Annotated in this window: 16 protein-coding genes; 9 read left to right on the plus strand and 7 right to left on the minus strand. The window is 68.7% G+C overall.

Going from position 1 to position 21,666, the window contains the following annotated elements; genetic code table 11:
* Positions 1-23: 23 nt before the first annotated feature.
* Both ACT3SP_RS15565 and ACT3SP_RS15570 read right to left on the minus strand, forming a co-directional pair.
* On the minus strand, positions 24-1,007 hold the full coding sequence (locus ACT3SP_RS15565; RefSeq protein ID WP_444588218.1) for a LacI family DNA-binding transcriptional regulator: 984 nt from the start codon (positions 1,005-1,007) through the stop codon (positions 24-26).
* Positions 1,004-3,019, minus strand: coding sequence for an aldo/keto reductase (locus tag ACT3SP_RS15570; RefSeq protein ID WP_444588219.1), 2,016 nt, complete (start codon positions 3,017-3,019; stop codon positions 1,004-1,006). The genes ACT3SP_RS15565 and ACT3SP_RS15570 overlap by 4 nt, the downstream gene beginning before the upstream one ends.
* Positions 3,020-3,399: 380 nt before the next feature.
* Between ACT3SP_RS15570 and ACT3SP_RS15575 the strand changes: the two genes are divergently transcribed.
* Genes ACT3SP_RS15575 through ACT3SP_RS15585 form a run of 3 tightly spaced genes read left to right on the plus strand, consistent with a single transcriptional unit; the run spans position 3,400 to position 6,556 of the window.
* A complete protein-coding gene (locus ACT3SP_RS15575; RefSeq protein WP_444588220.1) occupies positions 3,400-4,653 on the plus strand; it encodes an ABC transporter substrate-binding protein in 1,254 nt (417 codons plus the stop codon).
* On the plus strand, positions 4,650-5,654 hold the full coding sequence (locus ACT3SP_RS15580; protein ID WP_444588221.1) for a carbohydrate ABC transporter permease: 1,005 nt from the start codon (positions 4,650-4,652) through the stop codon (positions 5,652-5,654). The genes ACT3SP_RS15575 and ACT3SP_RS15580 overlap by 4 nt, the downstream gene beginning before the upstream one ends.
* Entirely contained in the window at positions 5,651-6,556 is a 906-nt protein-coding gene (locus ACT3SP_RS15585; RefSeq protein ID WP_444588222.1) for a carbohydrate ABC transporter permease, read from the plus strand. The genes ACT3SP_RS15580 and ACT3SP_RS15585 overlap by 4 nt, the downstream gene beginning before the upstream one ends.
* A 94-nt stretch (positions 6,557-6,650) precedes the next feature.
* Here ACT3SP_RS15585 and rho read toward each other — a convergent pair whose 3' ends face one another.
* The 5 genes from rho to lysA form a co-directional block, all read right to left on the minus strand.
* Positions 6,651-8,720 (minus strand): transcription termination factor Rho, encoded by a 2,070-nt coding sequence (gene rho, locus ACT3SP_RS15590; protein ID WP_444588223.1) that lies wholly within the window; start codon positions 8,718-8,720, stop codon positions 6,651-6,653.
* Between the two features lie 343 nt (positions 8,721-9,063).
* Positions 9,064-9,978, minus strand: a complete 915-nt coding sequence (gene thrB, locus ACT3SP_RS15595; RefSeq protein ID WP_444588224.1) for a homoserine kinase — start codon at positions 9,976-9,978, stop codon at positions 9,064-9,066.
* Positions 9,975-11,033 (minus strand): threonine synthase, encoded by a 1,059-nt coding sequence (thrC, locus tag ACT3SP_RS15600; protein WP_444588225.1) that lies wholly within the window; start codon positions 11,031-11,033, stop codon positions 9,975-9,977. Before thrC ends, thrB begins: the two co-directional genes overlap by 4 nt.
* A gap of 3 nt (positions 11,034-11,036) precedes the next feature.
* Complete coding sequence (locus ACT3SP_RS15605) at positions 11,037-12,404, minus strand: homoserine dehydrogenase (RefSeq protein ID WP_444588226.1); 1,368 nt, start codon at positions 12,402-12,404, stop codon at positions 11,037-11,039.
* Positions 12,405-12,529: 125 nt separating this feature from the next.
* Positions 12,530-13,942, minus strand: a complete 1,413-nt coding sequence (lysA, locus tag ACT3SP_RS15610) for a diaminopimelate decarboxylase (RefSeq protein WP_444588227.1) — start codon at positions 13,940-13,942, stop codon at positions 12,530-12,532.
* A gap of 335 nt (positions 13,943-14,277) precedes the next feature.
* Here lysA and ACT3SP_RS15615 point away from each other — a divergent pair, with 335 nt between their 5' ends.
* From ACT3SP_RS15615 to ACT3SP_RS15640, 6 genes are all read left to right on the plus strand, one after another.
* A complete protein-coding gene (locus tag ACT3SP_RS15615; protein ID WP_444588228.1) occupies positions 14,278-16,560 on the plus strand; it encodes a bifunctional alpha,alpha-trehalose-phosphate synthase (UDP-forming)/trehalose-phosphatase in 2,283 nt (760 codons plus the stop codon).
* Positions 16,561-16,842: 282 nt separating this feature from the next.
* A complete protein-coding gene (locus ACT3SP_RS15620) occupies positions 16,843-18,288 on the plus strand; it encodes a protein rep (RefSeq protein WP_444588229.1) in 1,446 nt (481 codons plus the stop codon).
* A gap of 136 nt (positions 18,289-18,424) precedes the next feature.
* The gene (locus ACT3SP_RS15625; protein ID WP_198392986.1) at positions 18,425-18,760 is read left to right on the plus strand and encodes a hypothetical protein; all 336 of its coding nucleotides are present in this window, start codon (positions 18,425-18,427) and stop codon (positions 18,758-18,760) included.
* Positions 18,757-18,984 carry a hypothetical protein gene (locus tag ACT3SP_RS15630; protein WP_198392985.1) on the plus strand — a complete coding sequence of 76 codons (228 nt, stop codon included), beginning with the start codon at positions 18,757-18,759 and terminating at the stop codon, positions 18,982-18,984. The genes ACT3SP_RS15625 and ACT3SP_RS15630 overlap by 4 nt, the downstream gene beginning before the upstream one ends.
* Positions 18,985-19,651: 667 nt before the next feature.
* Positions 19,652-21,139 (plus strand): hypothetical protein, encoded by a 1,488-nt coding sequence (locus tag ACT3SP_RS15635; protein WP_444588230.1) that lies wholly within the window; start codon positions 19,652-19,654, stop codon positions 21,137-21,139.
* A gap of 258 nt (positions 21,140-21,397) precedes the next feature.
* A complete protein-coding gene (locus tag ACT3SP_RS15640; RefSeq protein WP_444588249.1) occupies positions 21,398-21,604 on the plus strand; it encodes a helix-turn-helix transcriptional regulator in 207 nt (68 codons plus the stop codon).
* Positions 21,605-21,666: the final 62 nt, after the last annotated feature.

The raw sequence follows: 21,666 nt of genomic DNA on the forward strand, positions 1-21,666 counted from the left end.
ATCGCGCTGCGGCGATTGCGGGCTCAGCTCGAGGCGCGCACCTCGAGCCGGTAGGGCACCGTGCGGTGCGCCCCCTCCCCCGTGAGCGGGACGGAGCCGTCGAGCATCCCCGCCACGAGCTCGACCGTCTCACGGGCCACTGCCTCGATGTCGATCGCGAGGGTGGTGAGCTCGGGGGTGACCAGGGTGCCGATCTCGAGGCCGTCGACGCCGACCAGGCGCACCTGCTCGGGGACCGCGACGCCGATCTCGCGCAGGGCGCGCAGCAGGCGCACGGCGAGCTCGTCGTTGAAGGCGATGAGCGCATCGGCACCGTCGGCCAGGATCTCGGCGAGCGCCTCCGCATGCCCGGTGCGGCCCTCCACCGCACGCACCGGCACGTGCCCGTCCTCGACCAGCGGGGCCAGCGCCTCCGTGAGCACGCGGCTGCGGGCCGAGGAGCCGTTGCCGACGAGGTCGAGCACGACGGGCCGGCGGGTGCCGGAGGCGCGCAGGTGCGCGGCGAGGTCGTCCATGGCCTCGCGGCGCGCGAGCTCGACGACACCGCCGGAGACCAGCTGGTCCGAGCTCCCGTCCAGCTGGACGACCGGCATGCCGAGCCCACCGCGGATGTCCCCGGTGAGCACGTCGTAGCCGACGATCGCATCGACCCTCCGGGCGAGGTCCTCGGCCACCCGGTCCGGGTCCGGCGCGTTCCCTGCCTCGGCGAGCACCACGTTCCAGCCGTGCTGCGCACAGGCGCGCACCACGGCCGCTCCGAGCTCGGCGAAGTAGGTGTTCGACAGATCCACCACGACCAGGCCGAGGGTGATCGGTCCCTGCTCGACCAGTCCGCGGCCGAAGCGGGAGGGACGATAGTTGAGCTGCCGCGCCGCCTCCAGCACCCTCTCGCGGGTCGCGGAGCTGATGCCGGGCAGATCGTTCATCGCCCGCGAGACGGTCTGCCGGGAGACCCCGGCCTGCGCGGCCACGTCGATGATCGTCGCCCGTCGCGCGGAGGTGCTCATCGCGCAGAGGCCCTGAGATCCAGCCACGCCATCTCGGCCTCGGTGAGCTCGATTCCGAGGCCCAGCGTCGAGGACCTCATCTCGCCGATGCTGCGGGGACCGAACAGGGCGAAGGTCGGGAACTTCTGGTGCAGCACGAAGGCGAGGGCGATCGCGGTGGCGGGCACGCCCCGCTCTGCGCCGAGCTCCGTCGCGCGGGCGAGGCGCTCGAAGTTCTCGTCGCTGTAGTAGCAGCGCACGAGCTCGGCGTCCGAGCGGTCCTCGGGATGCGCGCGGCCGGTGAAGAAGCCCCGGGCCTGGGAGGACCAGGGCAGCAGGGCGATCCCGCGCTCCTCGAGCCACGCCTTGGAGTCCGGGTCCGTGGCATGGACGCAGCCGGCCCACGGCACGTCCAGCGCTTCGGCGAGGCCGAAGTGGTTGGAGAGGATGGTGAATCCGGTGCGGCCGTTGGCCCGCGCATAGGCGTTGGCCTCGTCGACCCTGGCGGGGGTCCAGTTGGAGCCGCCGTAGGCGCTGATCCGCCCGGCGCGGAGGTGCTCGTCCATCACGTCGACGAACTCCCCGACGGGGATCTCGGGGTTGTCGCGATGCATCATGTAGAGGTCCGCGTGGTCGGTGCCCTGCCGCTCGAGCGACTCCTCGAGCTGGCGGGTGATGGACTCCGGGTCGCAGTGGGGGGTGTGGGCGCCCTTCGTGATCACCACGATGTCCTCCCGCACCCCGCGGTTGCGGACCCACTGCCCGAAGAGCTTCTCGATGTAGCCGCCGCCGTAGATGTAGGCGGTGTCGAAGGTGGTGCCGCCGATCTCGTAGAAGGCGTCGAACATCGCTGAGGCGTGCGCCAGGTTCATCTGGTTGTCACAGCCCATGACCAGGCGGGAGACCCGCTTGTCGACGCCGGGGATGCTGCCGTAGGTCATGGCCGGCCCGGTCTGCACGCCGCCCGCGGTCAGGGGGCGGCCGGTGAGGGTCGGGATGTCCGTGTCATCGGCCTCGAAGGGGTAGCGCAGCCCGATCTGCTCGCGCCACTGGTCCAGGGCGCGGGCCTGGCCGAGGGAGTTCTCGCCGGTCAGCTCCGGGACCTCGGTGCCCTCGCGGGCCGCACGGGCGAGGGCATCGGCCTCGAGCGCATAGGCCGAGGCGGCCGGGACCGTGAGGCGCTGGGGCTCCTGGCCGACCACGTCGAGCTCGATGACCTGGGGCTCCTGACCGAGACTCCACGGATCCGCGAGCCGGATCACGCCGTGCGAGCCCGTGATCGTCGCGGACTGCGGATCGGCCAGGCGCACCCCGGTGCGCAGGCTCGCGGTGATGCCGCCCGGGAGGGTGAGGTGAGCGGTCGCCCATTCGTCGACACCGGTCTCCCCCAGCGTGCCGCTCCCGCGCACCGTGAGCGGATCGGCGAAGGCCTTCTCCTGAGCGGCACCCGCGACGAAGCGTGCGAGCGACATCGGGTAGCAGCCCACGTCGAGGATGCCGCCCCCGGCGGTCGACGTGTCGAAGAGGCGTCCGCTGCGTCCGCCGGTGTCGAAGGCGAAGGAGGCGTCGACGTGCGCGACCTCGCCGATCGCGCCGTCGGCCACGAGCTCCAGGACCCGTGCGGTCTGCGGGTGGAAGCGGTACATGTAGGCCTCGAGCAGCACGCCCTCGGAGCGGGCCGCGAGGTCGATCAGCGCCATCGAGGTCCCGGAGTTCGGGGTCAGCGGCTTCTCGCACAGCACGTGCTTGCCCGCGTCGAGGGCCTGCGCGGCGAGGCGGGCGTGGCCGGTGTGGACGGTGGAGATGTAGACGGCATCCACCTGGTCCGAGGCGAGGACCTGCGTGTAGTCCCCCACCAGCGCGGGGCCGTCCAGCGGGAACTCGTCGGCGAAGTCCTGCGCGCGCTGCGCGGAGCTGCTGCCCACGGCGACCAGCACGCCGTCCTGGGAGTCCGGCAGCTGGGAGGCGAAGCGGCGGGCGATCGCGCCGGGACCGAGGACGGCCCAGCGGAACGGCGTGGCGGAGGAGCTCATGGGGAGGTTCGTCCTTCAGGTCGGGACCGACGGAATCCGTGAACGTTCACGGCAGGAGTCACGCTATCCCGTTCGTCTCCCGCTCACAAGCACCACGCCTCCCGCGGCGCCTCCTCCGCGCGTGGTCTCGGCGACGATGCCGCGCACGGCGAGATCACCGCGGGAGCGCTCGACGGGACCGGCAGCCGTTGACGACTCCGCATCACCCTGTCATGATCTGCGTCACCCGTGAACGTTCACGGGTCATGGAACGCCGCTCGACGAGGAGGGTGCGCATGACCGCTCGGACCGCCCGACGCCCCGATGGAAGGCCTCCGTCGCCGCCACGACCAGGCCTTCTGTCGAGAACGGCGCACGCCTCGCCCTCTCGCCGCCACCTGATGCTGGGCGCCGCGGGACTGCTCCCTCTCGCGCTGGCCGGGTGCGGGTCCGATGCCAGCATCTCCGAGGATCCCGACGAGCTCGTGCTGTGGTATTGGGACCGGTCGGCGAGTCCCGAGCTCCTGGAGCAGGCCACGGCGGAGATTCCCGGGACCGGTCGGCACCTCAGGGCCGATGTGATCGGCACCAGCTTCGACACCAAGCTGCGCACCAGCCTGGCCGGCAACGCCTACATCCCCGACATCACGTACATCAACTCCAACAACGCCCTCTACTTCACCAACGAGGACCTCTTCCTCGACCTCGGCGAGCTCGGCGCGGACTCCGTCAAGGGCGACTTCTACGAATGGAAGTGGAACCTCGGGTCGACGCCGTCGGGCCGGTTCTGCTTCTTCCCCCTGGACATCGGCCCCACCGGCTACTTCTATCGCCAGGACGTGTTCGAGCAGGCCGGACTCCCCAGCAGTCCCGAGGAGGTCTCCGCCGCGATCACCACCTGGAAGGACTGGACCGATCTGGGGATCGAGCTCAAGGGGAGCGCGGAGGCGTTCATGGTGAACGATGCCCAGACGGTGTTCGAGGGCGTCCTCAACTCGAGCCCCGAACGGTACTTCGACAGCGACGACAACGCGCTGTACACCGCGCAGGGCAGTGCGGTGCGCGAGGCCTGGGACGTCGCGGTCGCGGCGATCGAGGCGGGGATCACCGCCAGGATCCCCCAGGATCGCTCCACCGATCAGAACGCGGCCTGGTCCAGCGGACGCACCGCGGGACACATCGGCGCGGCGTGGTGGACCCAGATCCTCGAGGAATCCGCCCCGGACACCGCCGGCGCCTGGCGGCTGGCGTCCCAGCCCGTGCGAGCGGGCAACAACGGCGGATCCTTCGCCGCACTCCCCCACACCTGCAAGGACCCCGAGGCAGCGATCGCCTTCCTCACCTGGGTCACCTCCCCGGAGAACCAGGCGCTCGCCTATCAGGACGTTCAGCTGTTCCCCTCGACCCCCGACTCCTTCGCGGACCTGAGCTACTCGGGGAGCTTCTACGGGGACCAGGACCCGCTGGACTTCTTCTCCACCGCCGCGGAATCGGTTCCGACCTCCTTCATCAGCACCTGGGAGACCGTCATCGGCGGCTCCTTCACCTTGGAGATCACCAACGTCGAGACCGGCGGCAAGGATCCCGAACGCGCGTGGAACGACGCCCTCGACCAGGCGGAGCGCGTGCTCACCAAGCGGGGGGTCGACTCATGACCACGACCGATACCGGTCCCACCTCCGCACCTCCGGTCACCGACGTCCATGCAGGGCCCGCAGCACGTGATCCCCGTGCCCGTCGCCGGCGCAGGCGGCGCGAGACGCTGCCCCTCTATCTCGCGATCTCCCCGTTCTACGTGCTCTTCGCGGTCTTCGGGCTGTTCCCGATCCTGTTCTCCATCGTGCTGTCCTTCACGGACTGGGACGGGATGGGCGACGTCTCCTTCGTCGGGCTCGCCCAGTACGAGTTCCTGCTCTCCGACGGCCGGTTCTGGAACGCCGTCGGGAACACGTTCATCATCTGGTTCCTCTCCACCGTCCCGATGCTCTTCCTCGCGATGGTGATCGCGTTCCTGCTGCATCAGAACATCCGGTTCACGCGGTTCTACCGGGTCGCGATCTTCCTGCCCAACGTCACCTCGATGGTCGCCATGGCGATCGTGTTCGGCTCCGTCTTCTCCGACACCTTCGGCCTGGTGAACTCCGCGCTCACCGCGCTGGGCCTCGACGCGGTGCCCTGGCTCTCCAGCAGCTGGGGCATCAAGGTCACCATCGCGGCGATGGTGATCTGGCGATTCACCGGCTACAACGCGATCATCTACCTCGCCGGTCTGCAGTCGATCCCGACGGACCTGTACGACGCCGCGAAGGTGGACGGCGCGAGCCTGGTGCAGGTCTTCTTCCGGATCACGATCCCGCTGATGCGTCCCATCATCCTGTTCACGGTGATCACGTCGACCATCGGCGGACTGAGCCTGTTCACCGAACCCCAGGTGCTGCTCGGCGACAGCGGCGGCGCCGGGGAGGCCGGCATGACGATCGTCCTCTACCAGTACAACCAGGCGTTCACCCAGTTCGACTTCGGCTACGGATCGGCCATCGCCTGGGCACTGTTCCTCATCGCCGCAGTCTTCGCCATCATCAACTGGCGCCTCGTCTCCGGACGCGGCGACCAGCCTCGACGTCGCCGCACCGCACGGACGGAGGGTCGCCGATGACCACCGCACCTCCCCTGCCCGACACCGCTTCCCGGGCCGATCGGCCGCCCGAGCGCGCGATCTCGGAGCACTACGGGGCACGCTCGCTGCTCTCGAAGCTCATCACCCATCTGTGCGTGCTCATCGGCGTCCTGCTGTCGATCTTCCCGTTCTACTGGCTGATCGTCATGTCGACGTCGACCACCGCCGAGATCTTCGGGTACCCCCCGAAGCTGACCTTCGGGAACAGCTTCGTCGAGAACGTGCGGAACGTCGTCCAGAGCGTCGACCTGCTGCAGGCGCTGCTGAACACCATCATCGTCTCGGGAAGCTGTGCGGTGCTGGTGATGTTCTTCGACTCCCTGGCGGCCTTCGCCTTCGCGAAGTTCGACTTCCCGGGAAAGAAGGCCCTGTTCGTCCTGCTCATCGCCACGATGCTGGTCCCGGGAAGCCTCTCCCTGGTGCCGAGCTTCATCCTCATGTCCGAGATCGGCTGGGTGGGGACGCTGCAGGCGCTCATCGTGCCCGGGGCGGCGAACGCCTTCGGCATCTTCCTGCTGCGGCAGATGGCGGCGGGATCGATTCCCGACGAGCTCATCGAGTCCGCCCGCATCGACGGAGCGGGGTTCTTCACCACCTATTGGAGGGTCGGTGTGCCGCTGCTGCGGGGCGGACTGGCGTTCCTGGGCATCTTCACGTTCATCACCGCCTGGAACGACTACGTGTGGCCGCTGATCGTGCTGGTGAATCCTGAGCGCCAGACGCTGCAGACCGCGCTGCAGAACCTCAACTCCCTGTACCTCACGGACTACGGGATGGTCATGGCGGGAGCACTGATCAGCGTGGTCCCGCTGGTCGGGGTGTTCATCATCGGATCGAGACACTTCATCGCGAACATCGCCGCCGGGGCGATCAAGGGCTGAGGATCCGCGACCAGACCGGTCCGACAGCCGGACGGGCCGCCCACCCATCGAGAGATGGAGCGGAGCGGCCCGTCACCGGGTGCGGTGCACGGAGTCAGTCGGCGGGACGTCCGGACACGCTCGGCGTGTTCTTCTGCACCGTCATCAGGAACTCGGGGTTCGACTGGGTCTTCTTGACCCGCTCCATGAGCATCTCGAGCGCCTGCTGCTGCTCGAGGGAGCCCAGGACCCGGCGGAGCTTCCACATGATGGCCAGCTCCTCCTTGCCCATGAGCGCCTCCTCACGGCGGGTGCCGGAGGCGTTGACGTCCACGGCCGGGAAGATGCGCTTGTCCGCGAGGTGGCGCGAGAGGCGCAGCTCCATGTTGCCGGTGCCCTTGAACTCCTCGAAGATGACCTCGTCCATCTTGGAGCCGGTCTCCACCAGCGCCGAGGCGAGGATCGTCAGCGAACCGCCGTGCTCGATGTTGCGGGCGGCGCCGAAGAACCGCTTGGGCGGGTACAGGGCCGACGCATCGACGCCACCGGAGAGGATGCGACCGGAGGCCGGGGCTGCGAGGTTGTACGCACGGGACAGCCGGGTGAGCGAGTCCAGCAGCACGACCACGTCCCGGCCCATCTCCACCAGGCGCTTGGCGCGCTCGATGGCGAGCTCGGCGACGATGGTGTGATCCGAGGCGGGACGGTCGAAGGTCGAGGCGATGACCTCGCCCTTCACCGTGCGCTGCATGTCCGTGACCTCCTCGGGGCGCTCGTCGACGAGCACGACCATGAGGTGGACCTCGGGGTTGTTGGTGGTGATCGCGTTGGCGATCTGCTGCATGATGATCGTCTTGCCGGCCTTCGGGGGCGCGACGATGAGGCCGCGCTGGCCCTTGCCGATCGGCGAGACGAGGTCGATCACGCGCGGCGCGATGGCGGTGGGCGCCGTCTCCAGGCGCAGACGGTCGTCCGGGTAGAGCGGGGTGAGCTTGCTGAAGTCGACCCGCTGCCGGGCACGGTCCTGGGGCATGCCGTTGACGGTGTCGACCTGCACCAGGGCGGCGTACTTGTTCTGGTTGCCGCCGCCGCCCTTGCCGCGCCGGTTGCGACCGCCGCCGCCGTGGTGCTGCTGCTCGACGTGGCGGTCCTCGCCGTCGCGCGGGGCCTTGACCTGACCGGTGATGGCATCGCCCTTGCGGAGACCAGCGCGCTTGACCTGGTTCATGGTCACGTACACGTCGCTGGGGCCGGGCAGATAGCCGGTGGTGCGCACGTAGGCGTTGTTGTCGCGGATGTCGAGGATGCCCGCGATGGTCATCAGCTCCTCGCCCTCGCGGACGTCGCCATCGTCCTGCTGCTGACCGCCCTGGTCGTTCTGGCCGCCCTGACCGCCCTGGTCGTTCTGGCCCCCACGGCCTCGACGCTTGCGATCGCGCGAGCGGTTGCGGCTGCGGGAGCGGCCGCGACGGTCATCGTCGTAGTCGCCGCCCTGACGGTCGTCGTCGGACTCCCCGGAGCGGTCCGGGAGCTCGATGTCCTCCAGGCGGCGGCGCTTGTCCCCGCCGCGCCCCTGATCCCCGCGGTTCTGTCCGTCGCGGTTCTGCCCGTCGCGGCTCTGTCCGTCGCGGTTCTGTCCGTCGCGGTTCCGGCTCTCGCGGGTGCCGCGGTTCTGGCCGCGGCCGCCCTCCTGCCGTCCGCCGCCTTCGCGCGAGTCGTCGCCCTCCCGGGAGTCGCCGCCCGGACGGCCGGCGTCGTCCTGCTGCGCCTCGCCACCGCGATCGGGCAGCTCGATGCCCAGGTCCGGCGCAGCCTCGTCCTGACGCGCACCGGAGGCGCCGCCGCTGCGGGAGCGGGAACGGGAGCGGGAACGGCCCTCGGGCGCGCCCTCGGACGGCGCGGACTGCTGCGCCGGCTGCTCGGTGGTGGCGCTCTGCGGAGCATCCTGCGCAGGAGCGTCCTCGCGAGCGGCCTTCTGGCGCGAGGGACGCTCGGTGCGCGCCGGGGCGTCGCCGCCCGCCGACGATGCGTCGGAGGAGGAGACCGATCCGCCCCCGCGGATCGCCTCGATCAGCTCGCCCTTGCGCAGCCGACGGGCTCCTTTGATGCCGCGCTCGGCCGCGATGGCCTGCAGCTCGGGGAGCTTCTTCGCCGCGAGATCCGCGCCGGAGGTGGTGTCGTTCACCCGGGTTCCTTCCTGTCGAGCCGGCAGTGCCGGCTCTGTTCTGGTCTGGGTGCCGCACAGCACCGGGAACGTCGTGTCTCCGGGTGCTGCAGCGACTGGTCCGAGCAGGGTTCTCCCCCACGATGCAGGGCATCCGCGGTGGGCCTGCCGGTGTGATTCGGGGTGCGCCAGCGGCGGCGCTCGATCCTGCGGGGCACATCGACCTGCTGGGCACGTCGAACGGTGCGTGAGGATCGTGCGGGGCGCTGATCAGAGCGCACAACGGGACGCGGAGTTCTGCACACAGCATCCACAGGGATCTGCTGCAGGGTTCAGCGTCGTGCGATGTCGCCTGGACGCAGGCTCAACCTACCACAGGGGCCGAAGGGATCTCGCGCACCGGCACCTCGGCGATCCGCCACGCGGAGGGGTCGGTGACGAAGCGCCGCACCAGCGGGGCGAGCTCTCCGCGCCGACCCGACAGGACCAGCACCGACGGCCCTGCGCCGGAGACGACCGCGGGATGCCCCTCACGGCGCAGGACCCGCATCAGCTCGACGCTCTCGGGCATGCCGGGAGCACGCTGCTCCTGGTGGAGACGGTCCTCGGTCGCCTCGAGCAGGAGCTCGGGCGCACCGGCGAGGGCGTGGACCAGCAGGGCCGCGCGCCCGGCGTTGAAGACCGCGTCCCCGTGCGGCACCTGCTCGGACAGCAGGCCGCGGGCCCGGTGGGTGGACAGCGTCGCCCGCGGCAGCAGCACCACGGGGGCGAGCACCCCCTCGGCACGGGTCAGCGTCGCCGCGCGCGCCCGCCCGCCCTGCATCCAGGACAGCACGGCGCCGCCCAGCAGGGCCGGGGCGGCGTTGTCCGGATGTCCCTCGAACTCGGTGGCCAGCTGCAGCACGGCGCGGTCGTCCAGCGCCTGGGGGTCCGAGAGCATGCCGCGGGCGAGCAGCAGGCCGGCGACCGTGGCCGCGGCGCTCGAGCCGAGGCCCCGGCCGTGCGGGATGCGGTTGGCGGCCTGCAGACGCAGACCCGTCTGCGGCGCGCCGGCATGATCGAGTCCGCGGCGCAGAGCGCGCACCACGAGATGCTCCTCCCCCGTGGGCACGGCGCCCGCGCCCTCGCCGCTGACCTCGATCTCGACCGCGCCGGTGGTCGCCTCGACGCTCAGCTCGTCGCAGAGGTCCAGCGCCATGCCGAGGGTGTCGAAGCCCGGGCCGAGGTTCGCGGAGGTCGCGGGGACCTGGACGGAGACCCGCGTGTTCTGGATCCTCACAGGCCGATGGCCTCCGCCGCCGCCGCGATGTCCACGGGCACCACCGTGGGGGTGAGGTCGTGCTGGGTCAGGGCGGTGTCGATGTCCTTGAGCCCGTTGCCCGTGACGGTGATCGCGATCGTCGCTCCGGCGGGGACGGCCCCGCGCTCGGCCTGCTGGAGCAGACCGGCCACGCCGGCCGCGGAGGCCGGCTCGACGAAGATCCCGACCTCGCCCGCCAGCAGCTTCTGCGCATCGAGGATCTGCTGATCGGTGACGGCGTCGATGAGGCCCCCGGACTCGTCGCGCGCTTCGATCGCGAGGTGCCAGGAGGCGGGGGCGCCGATGCGGATCGCGGTCGCGACCGTCTCGGGGTCCTTGATCGGGTGGCCCGCGACGAACGGTGCGGCGCCCGCGGCCTGGAAACCCCACATCTGCGGCAGGGAGTCGGTGACCCCCGCGTCGCGGTACTCGCGATAGCCCATCCAGTAGGCGGAGATGTTCCCCGCGTTGCCGACGGGCAGCACGTGGATGTCCGGGGCGCCGCCCAGCGCGTCGCTCACCTCGAAGGCGGCGGTCTTCTGCCCCTGCAGGCGGTAGGGGTTCACCGAGTTCACGAGTTCGATGGGATGCTCCGCATCGAGCTTGCGCGCGATCTCGAGGCAGTCGTCGAAGTTGCCGTCGACCTGGATCAGCTTCGCACCGTGCACCACGGCCTGGGCGAGCTTGCCCGCCGCGATCCTGCCCTGCGGCAGCAGCACCGCGCAGGTCAGTCCCGCGGCGGTGGCGTAGGCCGCGGCGGAGGCGCTGGTGTTGCCCGTGGAGGCGCAGACCACTGCGGTGGCCCCGTCGTTCTTCGCCTTCGTCATGGCCGAGACCATGCCGCGGTCCTTGAACGAGCCGGTGGGGTTCATGCCCTCCACCTTGATGTGCACCTCGGCGCCGACGATCTGCGACAGGGCGGGGGCGGGCACGAGGGGTGTGCCGCCCTCCCCCAGCGTCAGGAGGGTGTCGGACTCGGCGAAGGGCAGGTGCTCGCGGTACTCGGCGAGGACGCCGCGCCACTGATGGGCCATGGGTCATTCTCCTTCGATGCGGAGGACGGAATCGATGCTCAGCACCGTGGCGGTGGCGGAGAAGACGTCCAGGGAGGCGGTCATCGCGGACTCCAGCGCGCGGTGGGTGCTGATCCCGATGTGCGCACGGGCCCGCTCCCCCTCCTCGCCCTCCTGGTCGATGAGCTCCTGATGGATGGTGGAGATGGAGATGCCGTACCCGGAGAGGGTGCCGGCGATCTCGGCGAGAACGCCGGGGCGGTCCTGCACGGTCAGCGAGACGTAGAAGGCGCTGCGCAGCTCCTCGAGCGGGATCGACTCGAGCTCGGCATAGCGCGACTCGCGGGGACCGAACCCTCCGCGCACGCGCGCGCGAGCGGCGGAGACGACGTCGCCGAGGATCGCGGAAGCGGTGGGGGCGCCGCCGGCGCCCTGCCCGTAGAACATGAGGGATCCCGCGGCGTCGGCCTCGATGAACACGGCGTTGTACGCCTCGGAGACGGAGGCCAGCGGGTGGGACTCGGGGATCAGCGCCGGGTACACGCGGGCGGAGATCCGCTCCCCGCCCTCCTCCTCGATGCGCTCGACGATCGAGAGCAGCTTGATGGTGCGCCCCATGCGACCGGCCGCGGCGATGTCCTGCGCGGAGACGGCGGTGATGCCCTCGCAGTGCACATCGGCCAGGCGCACCCGGCTGTGGAAGGCGAGGGAGGCCAGGATCGAGGCCTTGGCGGCGGCGTCGTGCCCCTCGACGTCGGCCGTCGGGTCCGCCTCGGCGTAGCCGAGCTCCTGCGCCGTGGCGAGCGCGTCCTCGAAGCTCGCCCCGGTGCGGGTCATGGCGTCGAGGATGTAGTTGGTGGTGCCGTTGACGATCCCGAGCACGCGCTGGATGCGGTCACCGGCCAGGGACTCGCGCACCGGGCGCACCAGCGGGATCGCCCCGGCGACGGCGGCCTCGAAGGAGAGGTCCACGCCGTGGGCATCGGCCGCCTCGTAGAGCGCGACGCCGTCCTGGGCCAGCAGCGCCTTGTTGGCCGTCACCACGCCGGCGCCGTGCGCCATCGCGTCCAGCAGGAGGGTGCGGGCGGGCTCGATGCCGCCCATCACCTCGATCACCAGATCCGCCTCGCGGACCAGGGAGGCGGCGTCCTCCGTGAGCAGGGGGGCCGGCACGTGCTCCCCGCGGTCGCGGGAGAGGTCCCGGACGGCCACGCCGGTCACCTCGAGCCGCGCCCCCACCCGGTGGGCGAGCTCGTCCCCCTGCTGGGAGATCAGGCGCAGGACCTCGGTGCCGACGGTCCCGGCCCCGAGCACGGCGATGCGGAGGGAGGGCAGGTCGGTGAGCGCCGTGCGCTCGGCGGGCACCGGGCTGCCGGGGTGCTGCTGTGACATGTGCGAGGCGGTCCTTCCACATGGTCCGAGGAAGCGGGCGGAGGCGGGCCCTCGCACTGTATCCGAGGGTGAGGGCACCGTGTGACCCTGCATGAACGAATGCGACGCGGGGGCGCCGGAGTGCGTCAGCCGAGGTCCAGGCCGAGCAGGTCCTCCTCCGTCTCGCGCCGGATCAGGGTGCGGATCGCGCCGTCGCGGACCGCGACCACCGGGGGGCGCGGGACGTGGTTGTAGTTCGAGGCCAGCGAGTAGCAGTAGGCGCCGGTCACGGGCACCGAGACCAGGTCGCCGCGGCGCACGTCGCCGGGGAGGTACTCGTCCTTGACGACGATGTCGCCGCTCTCGCAGTGCTTGCCGACCACGCGCACCACCTCGGGGGCGACGTCGGAGACGCGACCGGTGAGCAGGCAGGAGTAGTCGGCGTCGTACAGCGCCGTGCGCACGTTGTCGCTCATGCCGCCGTCCACCGAGACGTAGACGCGGTGATGGGGGCCGCCCAGGCGGACGTCCTTGACGGTGCCGACGGTGTAGAGGGTCTGGGTGGAGGGGCCCGCGATCGCGCGGCCGGGCTCGAAGGACAGGTGCGGCACGTCGATGCCGAGCTCATGGCACTGGCGCGCGACGATCTCGGCGATGCCGCTCGCGAGCGCCTCGGGCGTGGCCGGGGTGTGCTGGGTGTTGTACATGACGCCGAAGCCGCCGCCGAGGTCGAGCTGGTCGACGATGTGGCCGAGCTCGTCGCGGATGTCCGCGACGAGCCCCAGCACCCGGCGGGCCGCGACCTCGAAGCCGCCGGTGTCGAAGATCTGGGACCCGATGTGGGAGTGGAGACCGACGAGGTCGAGGTGCTCGGCCTCGAGCACGCCGCGCACCGCCTCGAGCGCGTCGCCGCCGGTGAGGGAGAGCCCGAACTTCTGGTCCTCGTGAGCGGTGGCGATGAACTCGTGGGTGTGCGCCTCCACGCCGGTGGTCACGCGCAGCATGACGGCGGCGCGCAGGCCGAGGTCGGCGGCGACCTCGTCGACCAGGGGGATCTCGTCGAGCGCATCGATGACGATGCGCCCCACCCCGGCCTCGAGCGCGCGCCGGATCTCGCCGGCGGACTTGTTGTTGCCGTGCAGCGCGATGCGCGGGGCCGGGAAGCCGGCGCGCAGCGCCACGGCGAGCTCGCCCCCGGTGCACACGTCCAGACCCAGCCCGTCCTCCTCGACCCAGCGGGCCACCGCGCCGCACAGGAAGGCCTTGCCGGCGTAGTACACCTCGGCCCCGGCGTGGGGCGCGAAGGCCGCGGCGAACGCGTCGCGGAAGGAGCGGGCGCGATGGCGGAAGTCGGCCTCGTCCAGGACGAAGGCGGGCGTGCCCACCTCCTCGGCGATGCGGCGCACGTCCACCCCGCCCACCTCGACGGCACCCTCGGCGTTGCGGGCGGTGGTCCGGGACCACAGCCCGTCGATCAGGGTGTTGACGTCGGCGGGGTAGGGCAGCCAGGTCGGGGCCGCGTCGTTGCCGTGGAGTGCTCCGGCCTCGTGGGCTCGCATGTCGTGCTCCTGGTCTCGCACCGTGCCGCACCGGCGCAGGTGCCGGGCGGTCGCGCCGGCGGCGCCCTCCGAGGGTAGGCGGGGCGGTGCGCGGGGCGCAGGCCCGTCCGGCCCGTGAACGTCGGGCCGCGCATCGCCCGTCCACCCGGTCGACGACCGTCCTCGCAGGTCAGATGTGCTGCTCAGTGCCCGTGCCGAGATCCGACGGCACCGGGGTGAGCGATCGCACTTGATAGTCTCGAGGTATCGGCGCGGGAGCCGCGGGCCACCGCCCCCGCCCTCGAGGGGCAGGCTCCCCGACGCCGCCGAGCTGACCCCGACGTGAAGGAGATCCGGTGCCCACTGCATCCTCGTCCCAGGACGGTTCCCGCGAGCACGAGCTGGTGGTGGTCGCCAACCGCCTGCCGGTGGACTCCCGCACGCTGCCCGACGGCGCGACCGAGTGGGTCACCAGCCCCGGCGGCCTGGTCACCGCGATGGAATCGGTGATGCGCACCGTCGACTCGGGCGCCTGGGTGGGCTGGGCCGGATCGCCCGGCGAGGCTCCCTCGCCCTTCGACGCCGACGGCATGAGCCTGTATCCCGTGAAGCTCGAGGCGGAGGACGTCGAACGCTATTACGAGGGATTCTCGAACGCCACCCTGTGGCCCCTGTACCACGACGTGATCGTGGATCCGGAGTTCCACCGCACATGGTGGGACAGCTATCTCGCCACCAACCGGCGCTTCGCCGAGGCCGCGGCCCCGGTCGCCGCCGCCGGAGGGACGATCTGGGTGCACGACTACCAGCTGCAGCTGGTCCCGCAGATGATCCGGGACAAGCGCAGCGACGTGCGGATCGGGTTCTTCAACCACATCCCCTTCCCCTCCGTCGAGCTGTTCTCCCAGCTGCCCAAGCGCAACTCGATCCTGCGGGGTCTGCTGGGCTCCGACCTGGTCGGGTTCCAGCGCGAGAGCGACTCGCTGAACTTCGTCTCCGCGGTGCGGAAGCTGCTGGGGTACCACGTGGACGGGATGACGATCTCGGTGCCGGGGCTGGGCGCGGCGCCGGTGCGCGAGGTGGAGGTGAGGACCTTCCCGATCTCGATCGACTCGGCCGCCGTCTCCGCCCTCACCGAGGATCCCGAGATCCGGGAGCGCGCGGCGCAGCTGCGCCGCGATCTGGGCGATCCGGACAAGGTCGTGCTGGGCGTGGACCGTCTGGACTACACCAAGGGGATCCGGCACCGGCTGAAGGCCTGGGGCGAGCTGCTGAACGACGGCTCGATCGATCCGCACGACGCGGTGATGATCCAGGTCGCGACCCCCTCCCGGGAGCGGGTGGAGGCCTACCGGCAGCTGCGGGACGAGGTCGAGCTGACCGTCGGCCGCATCAACGGCGAGCATGCCCCGATCGGTCGCCCTGCCGTCTCCTACCAGCACCACTCCTTCGATCGTCGAGACATGACCGCCCTGTTCATGGCGGCCGACGTGGTGCTGGTGACGGCGCTGCGCGACGGCATGAACCTGGTCGCCAAGGAGTACGTGGCCTCCCGCCCCGATCTGCAGGGCGTGCTGGTGCTCAGCGAGTTCGCCGGCGCCGCCGACGAGCTGCGCGCCGCGGTGCTGGTGAACCCCCACGACATCGACGAGCTCAAGGCCGCGATCCTGCGCGCTCTCGCGATGACCGTCGAGGAGCAGGAGGACGCGATGCGCTCGCTGCGCCACCAGGTGATGGAGCACGACGTGCAGAGCTGGGCGCACGACTTCCTGCAGCACCTCGAGTCCACGGGAACGCCCGAGGGCGAGGGCGCCCCCGCGGTGCGCCTGTCCGGGGACCGGCCCAGCGATGCCGACGAGGTCCGCGAGGCGCTGCGCAGCTTCAGCGAGGTGCCGCGCCTGCTGGTCGCCTCGGACTTCGACGGGGTGCTCGCCCCGATCGTCGAGGACCGCGATGCGGTGGAGCCCGATGCTCCCGCGCTCGCCGCGCTGCGCGAGCTCTCGGAGCTGCCGGGCGTGGCCGTCGCCCTGGTCTCGGGCCGCGCGCTCGCGGACCTCGACGCCCACACCCGGATGCCGAGCTCGGTGGTGCTGGTGGGCTCGCACGGCGCGGAGGTCGGCGCGCTGCCGCCGTGGATGCAGGCGGAGGTGCTGGACAAGTCCGCTCTGGTGATGTCGCCCGAGAAGGAGGAGCTGCTCGCCTCGATCACCGCGACCCTGCGCAAGATCGCCCGGGCCCACCCCGGCACGGAGGTCGAGACCAAGCCGACGGCGGCGGTGCTGCACACCCGCAGCGCCAAGGGGCGCGGCGGGATCAACGCGACCGAGTCCGCCCTGGAGTTCGCCCGGACCCTGCCGGACGTCACGGTGACCCCGGGCAAGGAGGTCGTCGAGTTCGCCGTGGTGCGCACCTCGAAGGGCGTCGCCATGGACGCGCTGGCGCGGGCGAGCGCCGCCGACGCCTCGCTCTACCTGGGCGACGATGTGACCGATGAGTCGGTCTTCGCCCAGCTGGGCGAGCACGACCTCGGCTTCAAGGTGGGCGGCGGGGACACGGCGGCCGGCCACCGGATCACGGACACCGACGCGGTGCGCGAGGTGCTGCAGCAGCTGCTCGAGCTGCGCGGCGAACAGAGCTGAGCGGGCCGACCGCAGAGGTCTCACCGAGAGGTCACCCCGACGGCGGAATCCCCGGCCAGCGGCTCCTGGAGCCTCTGACCGGGGATTCTCTTCGGTGCCCGCGACAGGATTCGAACCTACGACCTTCTGCTCCGGAGATAGCGACGGGCCCATACGTGCCCAGATTACCACGGAGCTACGGGTCAGTTGAGGCTCAAATCCGGTTGTCAGAGCTACATCTGACGAGCTGGCATGGCCCGATTGTGGCCACGACACGAATAACCGCCCCTGGGGTAGTGACCCATGAGGCGGTTGGAACCCTGGGAGGGATTCGTGTCCGTAAATCATACCCGTCAAGCAGTTCTAAGTCAGCCCGGCTCCGGTGGGGTCACTGTGGCCGGAGGCCACGCGCCGACGTCGGCTGCGCTGAGGACCGGCCCGGAACGGCCGAAGGCCGCACGCCCGGCTGGCCCGCAGGCGCCGCCAGAGGCGGCGCCCTTGGTACATCGCGGACAGAGTTTCCCCACTGGTCAACGGCATACATCTGACGGGCTGCGTCGGTCGCGTTTTGGTCGTCGTTCCCGATCCTCGAAGTGGCTCATTGCCGACGCGGTGGACTCTTCGACCATTGAGGAGCTAGGTGATGGTCTATTCGTGGATACCGCGAGCGGGGAGGTGCTGGATTCGGATTGGGTGCGTCCGCCTCGTCCGGCTCGGTGCGGTTGGCGGATTGGCGAGAACGTGGCTGTGCACTCGGATGGGCAGTTTGCTCACTTCTCGGGGACTGAGCGGTGTTCGTCTGTGTGGGCGTGCCCAGTGTGTTCAGCCGTGATCCGGGCGGAGCGCGCTCGGGAGATTTCACAAGCGGTGGAGGCTCATCATGCAGCGGGTGGGTCGATCCTATTCGTGACTCTGACGATTCGACATGATCGTGCTGACTCGCTGAAGCAGAGCATGGATGCAGTGTTGGGGTCGTGGCGGAAGCTGTTGCAGGGAAGCGCCTGGGTCGGCTCGAAGTCGAAGCAGGGGGCGCGGGATCGCTACCGGGTCTCGGGCTATATCCGCAGCACCGAAGTGACTTATGGGTCGAATGGGTGGCATCCGCACATTCACGCGCTGTTCTTCACCGATGACAAGCTATCTGGCACTGAGGTGGCGGCTTTTGGGGATGAACTCCATACCCGCTGGGCGCGGTTCTCGCATAAGGCGACCGGGAAGTTGCCGACTCGTGAGCATGGGACGGATGCGCAGCAGGTTGATGAGAATGGTCAGGTGCTCGGTAAGTACCTGGCGAAGGTGCAAGACGAGGGGAACAGTAAGACGGAGAAGTGGGATTCGGCGGCGGAGCTTGCTCGTGCTGATGTGAAGCGGGGCCGTGGTGACAACTTCGTGCCGTTCGAGCTGCTCGACTTCGATCACCCGTTGCCCCTCCCCCAGCGCCGCCGGCTATGGGTGGAGTACTACACAGGCACCAAGGGCCGGCGGGCGATCACCTGGTCTCGCGGCCTGAAGGCACGTTATGACGTGGGCGAGAAGTCGGATGAGGAGGTCATCGAGGAGACCGAGGCTGCGCCGGTCCGGTGGGTGGCTGACGGGCGCTCGTATGACGCGCTGAGGCGGTCTGACCCGGAGCTGCTGGCGCTAGTCCTCGATGCTGCTGCGGGTGAGAACTGGCCGGTCGTGCAGGCTCTGCTGCCTGGTGATGAGCCACCTGAGCGGGCTCGATCGGTGGACGAGGTGAGGGAGTGAGCTGGCCCTCCGATACGCTCCTACCCCTAAGGATCATATGCATCGTACCTATTGACAAGGTTCGTACCAGTTGGCTACGGTGGAACCATCGTCACTCAATAGGGGGCGATCGCCACCTAGCGAAAGGTTTGAGCCGATGGAATCCAAGAGACTTTCAGTAGGCACCGCATGGAGAACCCTGCGGCAATTTGAGAAGAAACACGACTCGCTGCCAGTTGAGGGACAAGCTACGAGATTGCTGAACGTGCTGGCCGGTTACTTACTCGCATCCGGAGATATGACTGCGATAAATCTCAGCCAGATTGCAAGGGAATCCGGCCTGTCGCGGATCACGACCCGCAATAGCCTGGATCGGTTGTCAGCATTCGGCGTCATCAAGGTGCAAGTCGTGCGTGAAGGCCGTCCAGTCAACTATGCAGGCTACTCAGAGGAATTCCTCTCTATCGCTGCCGAAACGGAGGAGGGCAAGTGAACGAGACAAAGGTTCTGGACGAACTGAAGATGTGGAGCGATGTCAATGCCGAGGAGTTCACAGCCGTGAATCTCAGCGCTCTAGCGCGCGGCTGCGATATGAGGCGCGTAGACGCGGTCGAGGCGGTGCAGAACCTTCTCCTTGCGGGAGACCTGGAGCAGGTGCGAGTTGTCGCCCCTGGATCGCACACGAATGTGTTCCGACTGATCGAAACATCTTTCTAAGGAGTAACAATGCTTAACCGATTCATGCTGGATCAAGCAGGCACAGGCGCCTTCTTCCTAACTGAAGGCCCGGCCCCGAGAGTCGACAGAGATGGAGTGCAGCGTGTCGACCGAAATAACACCCCAGTGTACGAGATTCAGTGCTACGTCAAACCGGCAGACGAGAATGCCGAAGGCACGACGGCGAAGATCAAGCTGGCGACTTCAAGCCCTCCGACTATCCCGGTGTTCACTGAAGTTCGGTTCCCTAAGGGGCTCCTTGCAATGGCCTGGTCCATGGAAGGCGGTCGATCCGGCGTGTCGCTGAGCGCTTCTGAGGTGGAGCCTGTGGGAACTACCAGTAAGGTCCAGGCAGCTCCGCAGCAGGAGAGCGCGAAGGGTCGTGAGTGACGATGCTTCCCGGAGGTTCGTCGGGGCATCAGCTCTTGATGACGCTGTTCAACTCCCCCTGGGCGTGGGACTGCGTGATCGTAGGGTTTATCGCTGGCGCAACGGTCATTGGTGCGTTGTGGTCCATGTTCGCGCTGGGATCGCGCCGAGGCGGTGCCCGTAGACGGATGCAGGTATCTCAGGAGCGAGGGGCAGGTCTTCAGCCTGGTAAGCATGCCTGCCCCTCGCCGGAGGTTCATCACTCTGAGCAGTTTCAAGCGGCCCGAGGTGATGCACCATGATCAGTTTACGTCGAGTTGCACGGTGGATCGCGTGGGCGGCTCGCGGCCTGGTTGCGGCGGTGGTCACCGGGATCATCGTTGGTCTGGTGGACTCCTCTGCGTTGTCTTTACTTCTATGGGTGCTCTGGGTGATTGGGGCCTTCGCAGCGCTGCCCATGCGGACCGTGGTTCACATCCTGTACGTCAAGTTGCTGACTGGGGTCCCGTGGCACGTCGCATCGGCAGCGGTTCGCATCTCGACGCTCTGGCCCTATATCGCCTGGAGGAGTGGCCACGGGCAGTCGGAGGACGAAGTGCGCCGTGCACGGTTGGAGCGCAATCCGAATTTGACTGAGGATGACGACGACGCATGGACCGGTCTTGTCCGGTATGGGCTGTTCCTCGCTGGTCTTGTTAGGGCGGAGCGCGCGGAGCGCTATTTCGATACGCCTCGCCTCGTGGCCTGGTCGGTAACAACTACGTCGATGACGTTGCGCGTTCGGCGTGGTAAGGCGGGTACAACGGCGGAGGACGTAGGTTCAGTTGATTCTGTTCAGAGATTCGCCCAGACGTTCAAGGAACTGACTGGTGCATGGTCGCTGATCCTGCGTTCAGAGGTGGATGGGCCTCACACCATCTTCCGGCTGCTGTGGTCTGACCCGTTGTCGGGTTCACGGTCGTCGCGGGAGCCGACTGGTGATCGTTCTCCGGTCCAAATCGGACTCGATGAACGTGGCGAGGATGTGATGTGGGATCCGTTCGACGCGACTCATACGGCTGTCCAAGGCATGACGAGGAGCGGGAAGTCCATTCAGGAGTACACCCGTCTTTCCGGGATCGCTGCCCGCGAGGATGTGGAAGTGTGCGGCCTGGATCCGACCGGCGTTCTGCTCGGGCCATTTGTCTCTGCGGGGAACCGGCGCATTGGTGTCCCCGGGAATGCGGGCGATTCTCCGATCTACAGGCACTTTCTCGACGTATTGACCGGCATTGTCTCGGAAATGGACCGGCGAACATTGCAGCTGGCTGCTGATGGTAAGGACAAGCTCGATGCTGGTGACTTCTCCTCGGAGCTGCCGTGCCTCGTCACCGTGCTGGAGGAGTGGCCTGGCATCAGTAGGGCTGCTGTATCTGAGGACGCTGCTGAGAACCGTAAGGCAGCGGAGCGGGTAGGCCCGAAGATCGAGGCTGCTGTCGGCCGTTTGGTCGCTGAGGGCGCGAAATCTGGGATTCGGGTCATTCTCCTGGGGCAGCGATTGTCCTCAAAGGCACTCGATACCGATAGCCGCTCTAATTTTGGTGTCCGTCATACCTTGCGCGTGGACAACGCGGATGCGGTCTCGATGCTCCACGACAACGGCACAGAGTGGGCACCTATCGTCGCGGCGTTCGAGCCGGGTCAGGGACTCATTGAGCGCCCAGGTTTCGGTCAACGTCGTTACAGGGCCGACTACACGAGTTACGAAACTTATCTGGAAAGGGTGAAGCATCGTGTTGCTGCCTGAATCAAATTATGACTATTGCCCGTTGACGCACTTGGAAGCGGGTGACGTTGTGGCTGCGCTGCGGGAGTGGGTGGCTGCATGTGTTGAGGAGGACGACCGTGTGCGAGTCGAACGGTTGCTTCATAGGGCTGAGTCGTCTCTGGACATCGTTTTAGTGGCGCGACATTCCTCGATAGCCGGTGAAATGCGAGGAACGAGTATTTTGCCGGGTGGCCCCGCCGTAGGCGACAGTACAGGAGGTGGTCTGCTGTGACGGTGGTGCGTGTTGAAGTACCGGAGCTGTTGACCGTCGAGGAAGTCTCGGAGATTACTCGGGTGCCGAAGTCGACGCTGGCTAACTGGGCTGCTGATGCGGATCGTGGTCGGTCAGCGTTCGGTCCTCCGCATATCCAGCTCTCGCCCCGTAAGCGTGTCTGGGCGAAGGCGGATGTGGTGGCCTGGATCGAGCAGAAGCGGGGTCAGTGATGGCATCGGTGAGGCGGCGTGAGTTGCGTTCGGGTGTGTCGTGGCAGGTGCGCTGGTACGAC

This window comes from Brachybacterium sp. AOP43-C2-M15 (genome assembly GCF_052446295.1).
Taxonomy (GTDB): domain Bacteria; phylum Actinomycetota; class Actinomycetes; order Actinomycetales; family Dermabacteraceae; genus Brachybacterium.